Origin of the sequence: Sporosarcina sp. resist, assembly GCF_014302295.1 — a bacterium.
Classification (GTDB): Bacteria; Bacillota; Bacilli; order Bacillales_A; family Planococcaceae; genus Sporosarcina; species Sporosarcina psychrophila.
In genome coordinates this window covers 2,233,136-2,250,752 of record NZ_CP060287.1, presented here as the reverse complement: position 1 = coordinate 2,250,752, position 17,617 = coordinate 2,233,136, and the positions used below count along the sequence as shown (strand labels likewise).

The 17,617-nt window shown below is 37.9% G+C and carries 9 protein-coding genes and 1 pseudogene; 2 read left to right on the top strand and 8 right to left on the bottom strand.

The features are described from left to right. Nucleotides 1-8 precede the first annotated feature (8 nt). Nucleotides 9-1,883 (top strand): annotated as a pseudogene (gene shc / locus H7992_RS11080) (squalene--hopene cyclase). A gap of 566 nt (nt 1,884-2,449) precedes the next feature. Here the strand turns inward: shc and H7992_RS11075 are convergent. From H7992_RS11075 to H7992_RS11060, 4 genes are all read right to left on the bottom strand, one after another. Continuing rightward, nucleotides 2,450-3,259 carry an alpha/beta hydrolase family protein gene (locus tag H7992_RS11075; RefSeq protein ID WP_187047570.1) on the bottom strand — a complete coding sequence of 270 codons (810 nt, stop codon included), beginning with the start codon at nt 3,257-3,259 and terminating at the stop codon, nt 2,450-2,452. A gap of 239 nt (nt 3,260-3,498) precedes the next feature. Then, on the bottom strand, nt 3,499-4,851 hold the full coding sequence (gene brnQ, locus H7992_RS11070; protein WP_067208595.1) for a branched-chain amino acid transport system II carrier protein: 1,353 nt from the start codon (nt 4,849-4,851) through the stop codon (nt 3,499-3,501). Between the two features lie 88 nt (nt 4,852-4,939). Further along, entirely contained in the window at nt 4,940-5,920 is a 981-nt protein-coding gene (locus H7992_RS11065; RefSeq protein WP_187047569.1) for a proline dehydrogenase family protein, read from the bottom strand. 34 nt (nt 5,921-5,954) lie between these two features. Then, nucleotides 5,955-6,938 (bottom strand): proline racemase family protein, encoded by a 984-nt coding sequence (locus tag H7992_RS11060; protein ID WP_187047568.1) that lies wholly within the window; start codon nt 6,936-6,938, stop codon nt 5,955-5,957. Nucleotides 6,939-7,143: 205 nt separating this feature from the next. Between H7992_RS11060 and H7992_RS11055 the strand changes: the two genes are divergently transcribed. Beyond that, nucleotides 7,144-8,517, top strand: a complete 1,374-nt coding sequence (locus H7992_RS11055; RefSeq protein ID WP_067208588.1) for a sigma-54 interaction domain-containing protein — start codon at nt 7,144-7,146, stop codon at nt 8,515-8,517. A 982-nt stretch (nt 8,518-9,499) separates the two neighbouring features. Here H7992_RS11055 and H7992_RS11050 read toward each other — a convergent pair. The 4 genes from H7992_RS11050 to H7992_RS11035 form a co-directional block, all read right to left on the bottom strand. Further along, on the bottom strand, nt 9,500-10,762 hold the full coding sequence (locus H7992_RS11050; RefSeq protein WP_067208586.1) for a PTS ascorbate transporter subunit IIC: 1,263 nt from the start codon (nt 10,760-10,762) through the stop codon (nt 9,500-9,502). 1 nt (nt 10,763) lies between these two features. Then, nucleotides 10,764-11,039, bottom strand: coding sequence for a PTS sugar transporter subunit IIB (locus H7992_RS11045; RefSeq protein ID WP_067208583.1), 276 nt, complete (start codon nt 11,037-11,039; stop codon nt 10,764-10,766). Nucleotides 11,040-11,107: 68 nt separating this feature from the next. Continuing rightward, on the bottom strand, nt 11,108-13,156 hold the full coding sequence (locus H7992_RS11040; RefSeq protein WP_187047567.1) for a BglG family transcription antiterminator: 2,049 nt from the start codon (nt 13,154-13,156) through the stop codon (nt 11,108-11,110). A gap of 1,350 nt (nt 13,157-14,506) precedes the next feature. Continuing rightward, a complete protein-coding gene (locus tag H7992_RS11035) occupies nt 14,507-17,593 on the bottom strand; it encodes an efflux RND transporter permease subunit (RefSeq protein WP_187047566.1) in 3,087 nt (1,028 codons plus the stop codon). Nucleotides 17,594-17,617 lie beyond the last annotated feature (24 nt).

Here is a 17,617-nt window from a genome sequence, read left to right as displayed (position 1 = left end):
ATGAGACGTTGACATATCGTACTGAACAGTTGATTAGCCAATTAGTCCAACAACTAAAAACTGACCAGACACCCGATGGTTCGTGGGATTACCCCTTTGAAACGGGTATTTCAACAGATGCCTATATGATTATTTTAGTAAGGACACTGGAAATAGATGATGAAAATTTAGTTCGCGAATTAACTGAAAGAATATTGAGTAAACAGGAGGCAAATGGCGCTTGGAAACTTTTCCATGATGAAGGTGATGGGAACATATCCGCTACGGTTGAAGCCTATTACTCACTTCTTTATTCAGGCTATGTCAGCAAGGAAGACTATAGATTGCTTGCGGCAAAAAAGTTTATTTTGGCAAACGGTGGTCTTGAAAAATCACATATGTTAACAAAAATCATGCTGGCGTTAACCGGTCAATATCCATGGCCCGCATATTTCCCAATACCGGTTGAAATTATCCTCTTGCCGCTCAATTTCCCCATCAATTTCTATGACCTTTCTGTGTATGGAAGAGCAAATCTTGCTCCAATTATGATTTTAGCAAATAAGAAATACGTAAAAACAACAAAAAGCAGCCCTAATCTATCTGAATTATTCCTTCCAGAGACAGCTGATGATTTTTTCAATATACAAGATATCCAAGAACTTTTTTCTATAATTGAACATGACCTTAATAGTTTTCTGGGTTTATCTCAAACTTTCAATTCTTTAGCCATCAATCAAACAAAACAGTATATGCTCAATCACATTGAGCCAGATGGAACCCTTTACAGTTATTTTAGTTCTACGTTTCTTATGATATTTTCCCTGCTCTCTCTTGGTCACTCCAACAGCGACCCGATAATTTTAAAGGCGGTCCAAGGACTAAAAGCGATGCAATGCACGATTCATGGTCAGCAGCATATACAATATACAACTGCAACGGTGTGGAATACGTCCTTAATTAGCTACGCTCTTCAAAAAGCAGGAGTTCCTTCGACTGATTCGGTAATCGAAAAGGCAAGCGAATACTTGTTAGAGCAGCAGCAAACTAAATATGGCGATTGGGCGATTCATAATCCTGGAGTTTTATCCGGGGGCTGGGGATTCTCAGCTGTAAATACGATGAATCCTGATATAGATGACTCAACGGCTTCACTAAGGGCTATTTCACAGCTAGTTCAGAAAGACACTCGCATTCATCAAGCTTGGGACAAAGGAATTCTTTGGGTAATGTCTATGCAAAATAGTGACGGTGGATGGCCTGCATTCGAAAAAAATGTTGATAATCAATTATTGAACTTGCTTCCAATTGAAGGCGGTAAATTTTTATTGACAGATCCAAGCAGTGCCGATTTAACCGGTAGAACACTTGAATTTCTAGGTGAATATACGAACTTACCGAAAAATCATGACCTTATGAAACGCGGGGTAGATTGGCTAATTCATAATCAAGAAGTGGATGGTTCATGATACGGGCGCTGGGGAATTTGTTTTATTTACGGAACATGGGCGGCAATTACTGGTCTTATCGCGGTAGGTGTAAGCCCAGGGAGTCCAACTATTCAAAAAGCTGTAAACTGGTTACTTTCGATACAAAATCATGACGGCGGTTGGGGAGAATCTTGCAAAAGCGACCTCGCATCTAAGTACATCCCTCTTGGTTCCAGCAACCTAACTCAAACAGCATGGGCACTGGATACACTCATTGCGGTTTCAGAAAAGGCAACACCCGTAATTGATGCAGGGATTTCCTATTTGCTAGAAACCTATAATAAAGTCGATTGGACGTTATTCTATCCGGTTGGACAAGGAATGGGTGGAGGTTTTTATATCCACTATCATAGCTATCAATATATCTTTCCTTTGCTTGCGCTTACCAATTACGAAAAAAAATTTCAAGGATAATTGTTTTTATTGTATATATAGGGCTTTTACGCCCAAAGTGATACGACCATCATTTTCTTTATAAAACCATGTATACGAATAATCGCGTCACCTGGGAGATCTTCAAAACTATATTGAATATCTATTTTTTCCACTGAATATGTTCCAGACCTCGTCAATAAACTTTAAATAATAACAATGAAGGGATGGAGAATTGAAACAAGTATTAATATTTGGTGCTACCATAATAATTGGAATCATTCTTGGGATAATCGCAACCTATATCATGAAATGAAAGAAAAATGACTGTTTGACTATCACAAACCATTTCTCAATCAAAGTATTCGTAATAGTCCAGTGAAAGGGAGCAATTATTCTTATTAGAAGGCCAGAAGTAACTTAGCACCCTTAATACTAAGTTATTTATGGTCCTTTTATTTTTCATCAAAATCAATATTATTAATAAAAGAGTTTTCTTTTGTAAACTGTTGGAATCTGCAGAAGGGATACTCTTTTTGAAAAGAAATTCAAAGAAGTTGACGGACTCTTTTATTAAGTCCATCAACTTCTTTGAATCATCTTTAAAACTATAATGCTACTTTTCCAGAATACTCATAACAATCTCCAAGCCATTCGGTAGATTTCATGAATAATTCATTTTCAAATGTGTAGCTTGAAAATGTATGATCTGCATCCTCAATATAATGCGTGTTTACTCGTTCAGGAACAAGTCTTTGTAGCAATGATGCAGAATAACGCGCAGCATGTTCTTTCGGTATATCCTTATCCTGTTGTGCATGAATGATCAACGCTGCCTCTTGGTACGAACGAATCGCTTCAAGAGGGTGATGGTTTTTCAAATCAGTTAAAAATGATTGACTCACATAAAACCCATGATAATCAACTACCCCATTTAGTGCCGCTGTTTTCATAGCGTTCTCGCCTAAAATTCCGGTAATATCTTTATAAGGTTTCCCAACTGGTGACCATAAAATAAGTTTACGAATTCGACAATCTACTGCAGCAGTTAATGAAGCTACAGCACCTCCAAGACTATGACCGATTAATATAATATTGTTTGCATCTATTTCAGGTAACATGGATACATAATTTAACACCGCCTGAACCTCACTTAATTGCTTCGTGACCGTAACATCCGCATAATCCCCGTCGCTTTCCCCACAACCACTAAAATCAAATCGAAAAACCGCATAACCCTTCTCTGTGAAATACCATGCTGCTTTCACAAATAACCGATGTTCTCCGACTTTGCTACCGACAAATCCATGTAATAATACAATAAGCGGAACCTTTCTATGATGCACTCTTTCTGGAAGATGAAGAACCCCCGAAAGATAAAGTTGATTAGCATAAATTGAAATCGCTTTACTTGTCATAGTAAACACCCTTTCAAGGATACTCTCCAAATAAACTATTCTTACCTGTTTACTCGGTATTATACGTATGTAATTTAGAGAAGTCAATGAGTTGGCGCGAGATAGTTAAGCTTTCAATGGTACATCTTGTATAGGTTCCTTAAAAAACTTTGATATAAAAATGCCACAGGAGTTTTTATGTCCCCTGCGGCATTTTACTTATCATTCAAAAAACTAACTACTATTCAATCCACTAATCATTAATGGACTTCTTCACCAGCGATATTGATTAATGTAACAGATTCTTTTCTCGATTTCGCTACGACTAGACCAATAACAAATCCAATGATCCCTGTTACAACCCATCCCGCACCATTTTCAAATAAAGGGATAAATCCAAACATCGTATTGATGGCTTCTGGAAAAATAGTCGCCTCCTTTAAAGCATCAAGAATTGCAACAAAACCGACACCAATCACAGTTCCTACATAAACCGATTGATGGCCATTAAACAAGTTGTTTGCAAATATTAGAACGATTAAAGCGATTGCTATTGGGTAGAGTAAAAGCAAAATTGGAGACGCCAACGTCAGAATAGTCGTAAGTCCAAAGTTTGTAATAACTAAACCTAAAGAAGCAAATACTATCAACCACTTTTTATATGAAACAGTAGGCACAATTCTTTCAAAATACTCCGCAACAGCTGCTAAACAAGCAACGTTTGTCGTGATTCCTGTTAACAAAATAACAGTTCCGATAATATAAATCCCGAACTGTCCAAATAAGACGATAGCACTTTGCGCTAATACTTCTCCACCATTAGCCATATAGCCAATTGGATTAACACTGGAAGCACCTATCCATGCCATTGAGATTTGTAAAGCCACCAAACCAATAATTGTAATTATTCCAGCTTTAATAAATAACTTGGATACTTCTTTTTCAGACTTTATGCCAAAGGCACTAATTGATTTGATGAATATTCCCCCGAATACAAAAGCCGCTAGAACATCCATTGTATAATAGCCTTGGGTGAATCCTTTTAAGAAGGCACCCTTTATATAATCGCCCTGAGGTTCCCCAAAACTCCCCATAGGTGTAATAATGGACTTGCCAACAAGTACAATTAAGAGCACTACAAAAATCGGCGTTATGATTTTACCTAAGCGATCCACAAACTTTGTAGTGTTCCATGATAGGTAAATCGTCAGGACAATAAATAACAGCGAGAAAATAAAAAGAAAGAGACTGGTATTTGATTTATCTAGCACTAACGGATTGATCGCAATTTCATAGACCACTGATGTTGTTCGTGGAACCACATAAATCGGCCCAAGCGTTAGGAATAGTAGTATCGAGAATACTGTTGCAAATAGGGGATGTACCCTTCCCGCTAGTTTTTCAACAGTTCCTCCCCCACGCGTTAATGCAATAATTGCAAGAAGAACCATTCCAACACCTGTTATTAAGAATCCCCCCATCGCAATCCATGTATTTGTTCCTGCCTCTTGACCTAACATTGGTGCAAAAATAACGTTTCCAGCACCTAAGAACATAGCAAAAAGCATAAAACCAATCGCTATTAATTGTGAAAACGGCATTTTTTTCTCCATGTAAATTCCCCCTAAATTTCGCATCTAAAAATGCATATTTTCATATAAGATCGTTTAGTACATCCCCAAAAATAGCTAGCTGATATGCTTAGATCCTTTTCTTTTTACTGACTCTACCTAATAAAAATGCGCTAGCCCCAATGCCGATCATTGTATTGGTCTTTTTATTGAACATCTGCTTCGCAACAAGATTAAGGTTTTGTGGCCGCTCCGCCAGTCGACGCATGAAATAGCCATACCAATCTACTCCAAATGGTACATATGTACAGAATTTATACCCCTCATTAGCAAGCTCCAGTTGTAATTCATTCCGAAAGCCATATAGCATTTGGAATTCAAACTTGTCCTTGGAGATATTATTATCTTTCGCAAACTTTTTAACATGATTGATAACATGATGGTCATGTGTTGCGATAGACGAAAATTTACCATTCAGCAAATGATATTCAATCAATCGAATATAATTCTGATCAATATCTTTTTTATCTTGATACGCTAAGTTTTCTGGCTCTTTGTAAGCACCTTTAACGATTCGCATGCGGTAGTCTTTGTATTTCTGAAGGTTTTCATCCGCCTCATAAAAATAGGCTTGGATAACTGTTCCGATATTCGTGTAGTCATTTGAAAGCTCATCAATGATGTCAAAGGATGGCTGTAAATGTCCATAATCCTCCATATCAAAATTGATGAATATGGCATAGTCGTTTGCTTTCGCAACAATTTCTTTTAGATTATCTAAGCAGAAATCATAGTCAATATCTAAGCCAAGCTGTGTAGGCTTCAAAGAAATATGCGCGTCCAATGCATGTTCATGAATCGCTTCGATGACTGCTAGGATTTGTGTTTTTGCCTCAATCGCCTCTTGCTTCTCGAAAACAAATTCCCCAAGGTTATCGATTGTTGCAGCAATACCTTTTGCATTTAATTGCTTTACGCTTTCTACCATTTGTTCAACGCTCGTTCCTGCAACAACTGACTGTGCCCCTAGTTTTAACCCCCATCGTTTTGCACCGCTATTCAAAACTTTGTTTTGTGACAGTAAAATAAAGAAATCTCTTGTTAATCCCATGATCAATACCTCCATTTTGTGTGATTACTATTAATTATTTTAATAAAAAACCTTCTACATATGGGTCTGTTGCATCTAATGAAAACTGATGAATCCCTGTCATCCAAGCAGATCCAGTAATCTTCGGTATAATTGCTTTAATATTTTGGACTTCCGTATAATCAACGACTGCCCCTTTAAATCGTGATCCAATGATACTTTCTTGGATGATTTCTTCACCTTTGTTAAGATCTAATGTTGCAAGTTTCGCGCATGTCCCTGTTCCACAAGGCGATCTGTCAATTTGTCCGTCTCCAAAAACAACTGTATTTTTATAGTGATTCTTTTCTACTTCTAAACTAAATTCCACAAGGTCAACTGTATTAATTTCTGGAATTTCAGGATGTACTATTGTTAGTTGCTCATTTACAGCTTTCCTAATCGCAATTCCAAGTGCCGCAATTTTATCTTGTTCTTCAATATTTAATTCCAAATTGAATTGCTTGGCATCCACAATCGCAAAGAAACTACCGCCGAATGATATATCCAAATTGACATGCCCTACGTCATCTACTAAAACGCTTACATTCTTTTTCAACAAAAATGCGGGTACGTTAATAAAAGACACTTCTTTAACTTTGTCATTGTCGTACACGATATAACATTCAACAACTCCAGAGGGTGTATCCAATAATACCTTGTCCCGTTTCTCAATCAGCCCTTGATCGATTGCTATTGTTACAGCCGCAATCGTTCCATGCCCACACATATTTAGATAGCCGCCGCTATCCATAAATAATACACCAAGATCACATTCCACATTGCAAGGTTCGGTTAAAATTGCACCAAACATATTCAAATGACCTCTTGGTTCATGCATCAGCAGCTTCCGTATATGATCCATTTCAGTTTGCATATAGTTTTTCTTTTGCATCATGCTATTCCCTTGGATTGATGGGATCCCATCAATCACTATTCTGGCTGCTTCACCCATAGTATGAGCATCAATCGTCCGTATACTTTTCCCTATCATCACCATAAAGCGTTTATACCTCCCAAGTACATAGTTATTTCTTGCTCACTACTATACTTGCAAGAAGCGTGCCAACTCAAAAAAGTATATCTAATCCCCATATTGCAATCGTTCGTAAAATTCATTACAATAGGAACTGTTCATTAAGTTTACAGTATTGTAAATACAAAATTAACACTAACAACTTTACTCAGGGAGGATGTTGTAAGCAATGAATACTATCCCCATTGAACATTCGCACTATTATTTGAATACATTAATCGAAACGAGTTCTGATGCAATTGCCATTATTAACGCCTTAGGAGAAGTAGAATATTGGAATTCTCAAGCTGAACAAATTTACGGAATACCGCTGGCAGCTATAAAAAACAACAAGATTAGTACCTTTTTTAAAAAGGAAGATTTAAAGTTATTAGAGATTCTTGAAACGAAAAAGCCCGTTTATAATGTCTATCATCAACCCCTCCCGGATAAGCATGTCCTCATAAGCTCATCCCCTATTCTAGATAGTGATGGGAACTTAATCGGAGCCATTTCAATCGATCAAGACATAACAAGCATTGTAAAATTAAATGAAAAGTTATCATTAACAACTACAGAATTACAAAAGGTCAAACAACAATATAATTTACAGGGACAAATAGGTCCTTTCTCTGAAATTAAAGGACATAGTAGTGCCATACAATCCACAAAGGAATTAGCGTTAAAAGTTGCGAAGACAGATGCGACGGTGTTAATTCAAGGGGAAAGTGGTGTAGGTAAAGAACTTTTTGCACAAGGCGTACACGAAGCAAGCTTACGTAAAGATCAACCTTTTATCCCCATAAATTGTGGTGCAATTCCCGAAGCTCTTTTTGAAAGCGAGTTCTTTGGGTATGAAAAAGGATCTTTTACAGGCGCTCACAAGGACGGAAAAGCTGGAAAAGTGGAGATGGCTGACGGCGGTACATTATTTCTAGACGAAATTGGGATGTTACCTCTTGATATGCAAGTAAAGTTACTTCGTGTCTTACAAGAAAGAGAAGTTTCTCGAATAGGTGGCAACGTATCAATAAAAGTAAATAGCCGAATCGTCGCTGCAACTAATAGTAATTTAGAAGACATGATTAAAAAAGGGCTATTCCGCGAAGATTTATATTACCGCTTAAATGTTGTTACTTTGAAAATCTCCCCACTCCGAGAGCGAATCGAGGATATCCCAATTTTAGTCACTAGTTTCGTTCAAGAGTATTGCGCAAAATATCAAAAAGAAATACCCACACTTCTGAACAGCGCCATGGAGATGTTCACAAACTACCAGTGGCCAGGTAATATTCGAGAACTACGAAATGTTGTTGAACGAATGATTATCATTATTGATAATTCAACGATTCATGCAGAAGACATTATGGCTATATTCCCCGTCACAACTGACAACCTTGTAAACAAAAAAGGATTAGCCCAAGAGAAAGCTCAATTGGAACATGAGCGTATCAAAGAAGTACTTATTGAAACATACGGAAACAAAAGTGCCGCAGCAAAAAAATTAGGTATTTCGAGAGTCAGTCTTTATAATAAAATTAAACAGTATAATATTGATGTTTAAATTAAGGCGAACAGTTTCTACCTATAGTTCTTCGCAAAAAACAGAGTGAACTACCAAAATTGGTAGCCCACTCTGTTTTTCATCTTAATTAACAATATCCCATAGCTTTGCTTGAGCAAGATATGACTTCCGTACCTGCAAAGTGACTGTAATCACACCCGGATGACGACCGATTTCTATGGAGCCTAGACCGTAACACCGAATAGTTTCACTGCACGCGCAAGGCCATTGTCGGTCGCCACGTTTAAAGTTGGACCTGTTCCGAAGATTCACTGAGCAAATGATTCCTTAAGCACTTTCATCCCCATATAGAATCGTCGAACTAATGATACAGCTTCATTTAATATTTCTTTTGTTTTAACCGGTTGGAACTTCACTAAATAATCGCTCCCTACACGCAATGACCGACTGATCATTGCGTTTTCACACTTTATTTAGGTTAGAATCCGCAAAAGGATACTCTTTTTGAAAAGAAATTGATTATATATGTTGATTTAAAGGATACCATTGAATTTACTGTGGCGCTCAATAAGGAGAGAGTTGTATTTCGGGGTGTGGATTGTAGAACACTTAGCGCTTTGGAGATGCCTTTTCCATACCTTCGATAGGGTGTTCATTATCGAGAGAAATGTGATTTTGAGATGAATATGCCGAGATTACAAGGCGATTACTACTTGATACTAATTGTATTCAAGAAAGACGCACTCTAGGTTGCAGATTCCATCACAGATAATGAAATGCGCTTTCTCAAATAGACCATCCAGCGCAGGCGCGTCTTCGTGCTAGCCGGAGCAATAAGACTGAAAGTGGTTTCCTTTCTGGCTTATCGCGAGAGGCATCCACAAAGCGTCGAAGCGGTATTAGGGGGAATCCTAATTCATTCCAATTACAAGGACTTTTTCCGAGATTCAAACTCCTATATACAGAAATGAAAATAACCCTAAGCACTCCATAAAAGGAGCCCTTAGGGTTATTAGTTGAATTAGTTGAAGAAATTGATTATATATCCTATTAGAATACCTATAACACCGAAATCAGAATCACCAAAAGTTGTACCTTCAAATCCAAGTGAACCTAGAACGGGCATCAACATTGCGGGAAGGAAACTGATTAACAATCCTTGTACAAAAGCACCAATTATAGCACCTCTACGCCCCCCCACTGCGTTGCCGAATACTCCGGAAGCAGCTCCACAGAAGAAGTGTGGAACGAGTCCGGGGACGATAACAGCTAACCCTGCAAGCGGTAGTAAAAACATACTTAACAGTCCTGCTGCAAAGCTTGATAAGAATCCAATGATAACTGCGTTTGGTGCAAATGGGAATACAATAGGAACGTCTAATGCAGGTTTCGCATTTGGAACAATTTTATCTGCGATTCCCTTAAATGCAGGAACGATTTCCGCTATTAACATACGAACACCCGCCAAGATAATGAATACACCCGCGGCGAACGTAATTGCCTGTAACAATGAGAACACTAAGAAGTTTGCACCATCGCTCAGGTTTTCTTCAATGTATGTAGGACCAACAACCAAAGCAACCACAAAGAACATAATTGCCATTGTTAATGCCAATGCTACAGAAGAATCACGTAAGAACCCAAGTGATTTTGGCACTTTTACATCTTCAGTCGATTTCGTTTTGTCTCCAGTCAATTTAGCAACTTTAGCTGCTACAAAATAACCGAATGAACCGAAGTGACCTACAGCAATATCATCCGAGCCCGTAATTTCTCTTACTGTAGGTTGTAGCATTGCAGGTAGTAGAACCATTAATGCACCTAAAATAAGTGAGCCTACGATTACTATCATTACACTACCCATGCCCGAAGTTGACAGAACAGCAGCAAGTAAACAGGCCATGAACATTGTGTGATGCCCAGTTAAGAAGATGTATTTAAATTTCGTGTATCTTGCTATGACTATGTTAACCAGCATACCAATTAACATAATCATAGCCGTTTCAGCACCGAAAGCAGTTTGTGCCATAGCTACAATTGCTTCATTGTTCGGGATAACACCTTGAATATTGAATGCTTTTTCAAACATATTTCCGAAGATGTCAAGTGAACCTACTAATACAGCCGCACCTGCTCCAAGAATAATGAAGCCCATTATGGTTTTTAATGTTCCAGAAACAACATCAGTAATTGCTTTCTTCTGCAATAGTAAACCAAATAAAGCGAACAAACCAACCAAAATGGCAGGTGTTCCTAAAATATCCTTCATTATCAGATCAAACATATTATTGCTCCCCTAAGATATGAGAAGTCAACGCTTTCTGGATTTCAACTGCACTGACCATATTAATGATACCAATTGTTTTTCTATTACCGTCTTGCAATTGTTCCATAATTTCAGGGGTACCAATGTAGTAATCAGCTGCCTCTGATTTTGCACTCGCTAAGTCCATATTTTTGCATTCGGCATCAATATTCAATTCTTTTAGTGCTTTATTTACGTTCATTGACAGAATAAAACTCGTTCCTAATCCGTTCCCACACACTGCTAAAATTTTCATCTTATATTCCTCCTATGATTGATTGTTTTAATCGTACTTTTCAACTTCTTATATAGAACGTTACAAACCTACTGAACTGAGAACTCTGAAACCAAGTCAAGAATATCCTGTTTTGTCTCCGCCTCCTTTAAATGTTGCAATTTAATAGGATCACTTAACAACTTTGTCAATTGAGCCAACGCCTTTAGGTGTGTTTGATTATCAATTGCAGCTAAACAAATAAATATTTCAACTTGATTGGCTTCACTGTTTAATAAGTGTGCAGATTTTTTTAGTTTCAACAAGCTCATTCCTAATTTTTTTACACCGAATTCTGGGCGTGCATGTGGGATTGCAATTTGCTCTCCAATGATAATGTACGGTCCCATTGTCTCAACGTTCTCAATCATTACGTCAATATATTGATTTGTAATTGAATCGTTTAACAGTAGCGGTTCTGCTGCTTTCTTGATTGCATCTTTCCAATTTTCGATTTCATCCATAAATTGAATATTTTCTTCGATTAATAAATCTTTTAGCACCGGTTGTTTCCTCCTCGTATTCAAGCTATCCTTTTGAAATAACGCGTGCTGCAATGCACTTTTTAACAACTCTGGCTGTTTGATGTCTGCATATTGGCGAACGATTTTCATTAATTCATCCGAAGTTGGATAATGGTAAGGCTGTTGAAGCGTCATCCCTTTTACCGTTTGGACGAGTTCATTCTTTTCCATTTCGCTCATGATCGGTCTAATCATATACAACGGTTTTTTTGTTTTAAGTAAAACAGTGGAAAATACTAAATCATACTTCGCTTCATCGAGATGCTGAAAGTCATAGGATGAAAGCGATGAATTCCAATGAAATTGCGGAAAAAGCGATTTTAATTGGTTTTCTAGCATTATGCTTGAACTAATCCCATTTGGACAAACAATTAGAGCCCTGAATACTTTGCTTTGACTCTCACTATCCAATTTAAGTAACCCACCAAAATGAAGGGTAAGGAAGCCAATCTCATCTTCAGGTATTTTAATATTCAGCATTTCTTCAATAGGTTTTAGTACTTCCTTTACAACTGTAAACAAATCATGATGCTCTTCCTTAATTTCAGCAAGCAACGCATTTGTAATTGGTATTTTAAAGAGCATTCGGTAATAAGCCGGTTTAAAATGCAAATATAACGTTTCAATTGCTTTGTTTCTATCTAGCAATTGGATACATGCATAACGTTCAAAACTAACAACAATTTGTTCCGTGATTTCAAGCAGAGTATCAGTCCTAGTAGGGCTAACTTCTCCTTGGCATATACCGAGCAGCTGGATTGTTAGAAAGGATACTTCTTCCGGGTGAGTCGTATATCCTAAACGTTGCTGAATCAATCCCGAAACTATGAAAGCTTTTTTCTTTTCTAGAAAACTCACCGTATCCGGATAAATCAACACCCTTTTTTGTTGCCGTTGGCGAATATGGATCATTTGAAGTAAGTAAATAAATTCATCCAATCTTTCTTCAATGAATGTAAATGAATATTGCTGTTCAAAATCCTTCAAAATTTGCTGATAAAGATCATATTGATTCTCAAACTGTTGCTGCTGAAATATAAAAGTGAATTTCTCATGTGCATGTGGCTTAACTTTCAATATTGAAATCGCCTTGAGCATCAAATTCCGCTTATCTTCTTCTGATCCTTTTAAATGATATCCTTGCTCACGTGTATAGCGCATCTCAACTCGGAAATCGATACAAAACCGATTGACCCGTTTTACATCTGCACTGACAGTATTTTTACTAATTCCAAAAGTATTTTGAAAGTGAAAATTAGAAAGGGGTTCGCGCCTGATAAAGGTATATAACAAGATAATGATCACGCGTTCTTCCTGGTCAAAAGAAAATTGATTTGTTGTAAAATCTGTGTTGTTATCTTTCCAAAAATTAATAACCTCAGTTGGTATGAGAATTCGGTCATTTGAAATGCGAATCGGTGACATTCCCTCGCCAATTAAGTAGTTATTTATTTTTTCTACATCATATTGAAACTGACGTCCGGATAAGTTCAGCATGTCAATAAACCAGGATAGCTGTACTGGCTTCAATTTCATTAATTGGAAATATGTATTCAAGCTTCTGCTCTCCAACATAACTAGCTCCCCCTTACAAAAACTATACTCGAAAACGCTTTCACTTAATATTACATTTGGTCACAAAAGTTGTCTGAGTGTTCGTGTTCTATTGGTATTCACTTTTCTATCGTATTTAACTTTGGGCATTTCCACTTAATTTTAGGGTTCTATATATGTTGAACAAATGAATACGGCGTATGCGCTTTACAAGGGCTTTTGGGAGGCCGCTAAAAAAAGTCCCAATACTTAGAACTAATTAGAATTCCCGCCAATACCGCTTCGACGCTTTGTGGATGGTCTATGTGAAAAAGAGCATTTCATAATTTGTGATGAGATCTGCAACCTGGAGTGCATCTTTCTTGAATAGAATTAGTAGCAACTAGTAATCACATTATAGTCTCGGCATATACATCTCAAAATCACATTTCTCTCGATAATGAATACCCTAGCGCAGGCGCGGAAAAGGCATCTCCAAAGCGCCGAGTGTTCTACAATCCACACCCCGAAATACAACTCTCTCCTTATTGAGCGCCACAGTAAATTCAATGGGATTCTTTAATTCAACATATATAGTACTAATACGTTAGTCCCAGGCACCCTTCACAGCGAGCCATTTGATAACAATAATTTGTCCATATAAACTTTCAAGTACTCTTAAAATACTTCAGTCAAAACTCCTTTATTGTAAAACATAAATACATGAATTGAGACCAAAGTAAGTAGACTTTCGTCCTCCATCCCCAGAAAATAGTATGCCCTTTTCAATGTACGATACGAAATCCTCTGGTCAATCAGACAGCGTATTCCATGCTCGTCCTATAATTTCCAAATCCTCTCCAAGCATAAACAGGCTCTAGCTCTTCATCCACTAAAGAGACTGTAAATATCATGTATTCATCAATGTATTCGATCGATATACAGCGCTCTTGAAACTGATCGAAGTTTCCAGCTAGCTGCTTGTGGCATTTAGCATACACTTGCAATTCAACCTGACCCAATTTTCACCGCCAAAACACAGTACTGCTGCCCCAATTATACCTCGATTTCACTTTAATTCACCAAGGAAGCTTTAACTCCACTGACACATCAAACTTCATAAAAACATCGAAAAATATGGCTTTGTCGATTAATCCATGTGACACATCGTCATAATAATCGAATAGATTGAGCGGGGATCATTGGTTTAAAGAACTTGAAACTAACTTTCAAAGGAAGCAATTGAGAAATTCAGAAAGATGAATTGATTTTATTGCTTAATATAGAGTGCCACATGTGAAAGTGATTTTGTTTGGTATCCGTAGGTAGCATCCACTAACAAAAACGACCTCATCTATAAATAGATGAGGTCGTTTTTGTTAGTTAGATCAATTAATCTTCTTCTATTTCTTTACGGTTTTTCTTGAAAAGCTTGGATAATAGTTCGTAAGCGATCGGAACAACAATCAGTGTCAATAACGTTGAACTGATTAAACCACCGATTACTGTAATACCAAGACCTTTGGAGATCAAACCGCCACCGCCGCCTGATCCAATTGCTAATGGAATTAGTGCACCGATCGTAGCAATCGCAGTCATAAGAATTGGACGTAAACGCGTCACACCCGCTTCAAGAACTGCTTCACGCATTTTCAAACCGCTACGTTCCATACGGATAATACGGTCTACTAGTACAATCGCGTTCGTAACAACGATACCGATTAACATTAATAGCCCCATCATGACCGATACAGAGATTGTTTCACCCGCGATTAATAAACCAACAAATGAACCAATGACTGCAAATGGTAACGAGACGAGAATCGCGAATGGTGCGACGCCCTCACGGAATGTTACAACCAGGATGAAGAAGACAATTGCTACTGCCGCAAGCATTGCCACAATAAGTTGTGTAAATGTTTCCGTCATATCCGCTGCCACACCAGCAACACCGACCGTAACACCTTTAGGTAAATCAAGTTTATCAATTGCTTTATCTACTTCAGATGTCGCTTTTGAAATATCAGCATCAATGATTGTTCCTGAAACTGTTGCGTAATATTCACCTTGGCTTCGAGCAAGTGCATTTAACGTTGTCCCTTCCTCAACTGTTACCAGCTCAGAAAGTTTCATTGTCGTACCGAGTGCTGTCGGTATCTCTGTCGCCAAAAGATCATCGATTGATTTTGGTTGTACAGCTTCTTCTTGCTGCACGATTACTTCTAATGTATTTTTATCTTTTTCAACCGTTGTTAATACATCGTTTGTACGCATCGGGTTTAGCATCATGACGATTTGCCCCGTTGTTAAGCCATACTGCAGTAATTCATCTTGCTCTACTTTGAATTTGTATTCAACGTAAGCATCTTTTGCACTTGAAGAAACATCTTCTAAGCGATCGTTTTCATTTATAACACCTTCTACCATTTTTACAGCTTCATTTAGTTTATCTAAATTTTCACTGTAGAATGTGTAGCTAACCCCACCCGTAGGCATTGACATTGAAGTGAAGTCTTGGCTCTTCCATTCGCCTGATTGACCAATGTCGAACACATAGTCTTCAATTTCCGTACGAGCTTCCGCAAAGTTCTTCATATCCGGGTCGAAAATGAGGTACATTAAAGCGCCACCAGATCCTCCGCCCATCATCGCGGACATTGCATCACCGGAATCAGTAACAGATAGTTGAACAATGTCAATATCTTTATTTTTCAATAACTTTTGTTCTACAATTTCAATATTTGCTAACGTATCTTCCATTAGCTCGCCTGTTTCCGGCGTGTACGTTAAGTACATCACTTTTTCTTCTTCACTACCCATAAAGCTAAAACCAATTAATGGCGTTAATGCCACACTGCCTGCCAACATAACGACAGCAATTAGTGAAGTAATGACTTTATGGTTTAATGTCCAGCCCAGAACACCTTTGTACCATGTAGCTAATTTACCGACCTCTTTATGGCGGCTTTCTGTCTTCTCACTATATAACTTTTTCTTAAATAAGAAGTGAGATAATGCAGGTACAATTGTAATGGCAACAATTAACGAAGCAACAAGCGCAAACGTCATTGTTAATGCAAACGGTAAGAATAGCTCACCGACCATACCACCAACGAAAATAAGTGGCGCAAATACCGCAACTGTCACTAATGTTGAAGACATGATTGGTTTGAACATTTCAATCGTCGCTTCACGCACAAGTGCCCGGCCTGATAATTTTTCTGTTTTTAAATGCAAACGACGATAAATATTTTCAACGACGACAATCGAGTCATCGATTACACGTCCGATGGCAACCGTAATCGCACCAAGCGTCATAATATTTAACGTAATACCCAACCAGTTTAGTAACAGTAAAGCCATGAAAATCGAAACTGGAATGGATATGATCGAAATAATTGTTGATTTGAAATCACGAAGGAACAGAAGAATGATTAAAATGGCGATCAAACCACCAAATAACGCTTTTTCAATCATCGTTGATACTGAAGCTTCAATTGGCGCACCTTGGTCAAGTGATACATCGATGACAAGACCGTCTATTGTTTTCTGTTCTTCTTTAATTAAGTCCTTCACAGCGTTTACAACATCAACTGTGTTTGCTTGTTGCCCTTTAATAATTTGAATGGCAATGGCATTTTCACCGTTTGTACGTGAAACCGACTCTTCTCTACCTACGACATCAATTGTAGCAATATCGCTAAGCTTCACAAATGGTGCTGTGTTTGTTGCGGATGGTGTTACAGGAATAAGCATTTCCTTTAATTCATCAGCAGTCATGAACTTGCCGTCTACTGAAACAGCTTGCTCACCTTCTTCAAACTCGTAAAGACCCAGTGACACAGCTAAATCACTTGCTTCGATCATTTGCTTGACTGTATCTGGCGTTATGCCCAGTGCAGCCATCTTTTCATCTTTATACGTAAGTTGCACTTCTTCAATATGCTGACCTGCAATCGTTGCAGATGCAATTCCATCGATTTTCTCGATTTTCGGAAGTAGTATTTCCTCTACTGTTGACGTTAATTCAACAATATCTTCTGTTTGACTACTTACACTTAGTGCGACAACCGGCATCATATTCATGCTAATTGCTGTAATCGTTGGCGCTTGTGCTCCTTCTGGTAAAGACACTGCATCTAGTGCGGAAGTTAATGCACGTTTCGCCTCTTCCATATCTATGCCATATTCGTATTCCACTTGAATACTTGACATATTAGAATAAGAATTTGAAAAAACGGCTTTCACATGTTCAAGATTGTCTACCGCTTTCTCTAATGGAATGGAGACATCTTTCATCACTTGCTCTGGAGTAGCTCCAGGATAGACACCCATTACCATTAAGTAAGGAATTGATATATCTGGCAACGTCTCCGTTTTCATTTGTGTACTTGAATATATACCGGATACAACAATGATAATTGTAAGTAGCCATACTGCTAATTTATTCTTTAGGACAAAATTGACTAACCCTTTCATTCTTACACCTTCCCCAAATTGACT

Coding starts and splice junctions, on each gene's coding strand:
- H7992_RS11075 (WP_187047570.1), bottom strand. CDS start 3,259: ATGACAAGTAAAGCGATTTCAATTTATGCTAATCAACTTTATCTTTCG.
- brnQ (WP_067208595.1), bottom strand. CDS start 4,851: ATGGAGAAAAAAATGCCGTTTTCACAATTAATAGCGATTGGTTTTATG.
- H7992_RS11065 (WP_187047569.1), bottom strand. CDS start 5,920: ATGGGATTAACAAGAGATTTCTTTATTTTACTGTCACAAAACAAAGTT.
- H7992_RS11060 (WP_187047568.1), bottom strand. CDS start 6,938: ATGGTGATGATAGGGAAAAGTATACGGACGATTGATGCTCATACTATG.
- H7992_RS11055 (WP_067208588.1), top strand. CDS start 7,144: ATGAATACTATCCCCATTGAACATTCGCACTATTATTTGAATACATTA.
- H7992_RS11050 (WP_067208586.1), bottom strand. CDS start 10,762: ATGTTTGATCTGATAATGAAGGATATTTTAGGAACACCTGCCATTTTG.
- H7992_RS11045 (WP_067208583.1), bottom strand. CDS start 11,039: ATGAAAATTTTAGCAGTGTGTGGGAACGGATTAGGAACGAGTTTTATT.
- H7992_RS11040 (WP_187047567.1), bottom strand. CDS start 13,156: ATGTTGGAGAGCAGAAGCTTGAATACATATTTCCAATTAATGAAATTG.
- H7992_RS11035 (WP_187047566.1), bottom strand. CDS start 17,593: ATGAAAGGGTTAGTCAATTTTGTCCTAAAGAATAAATTAGCAGTATGG.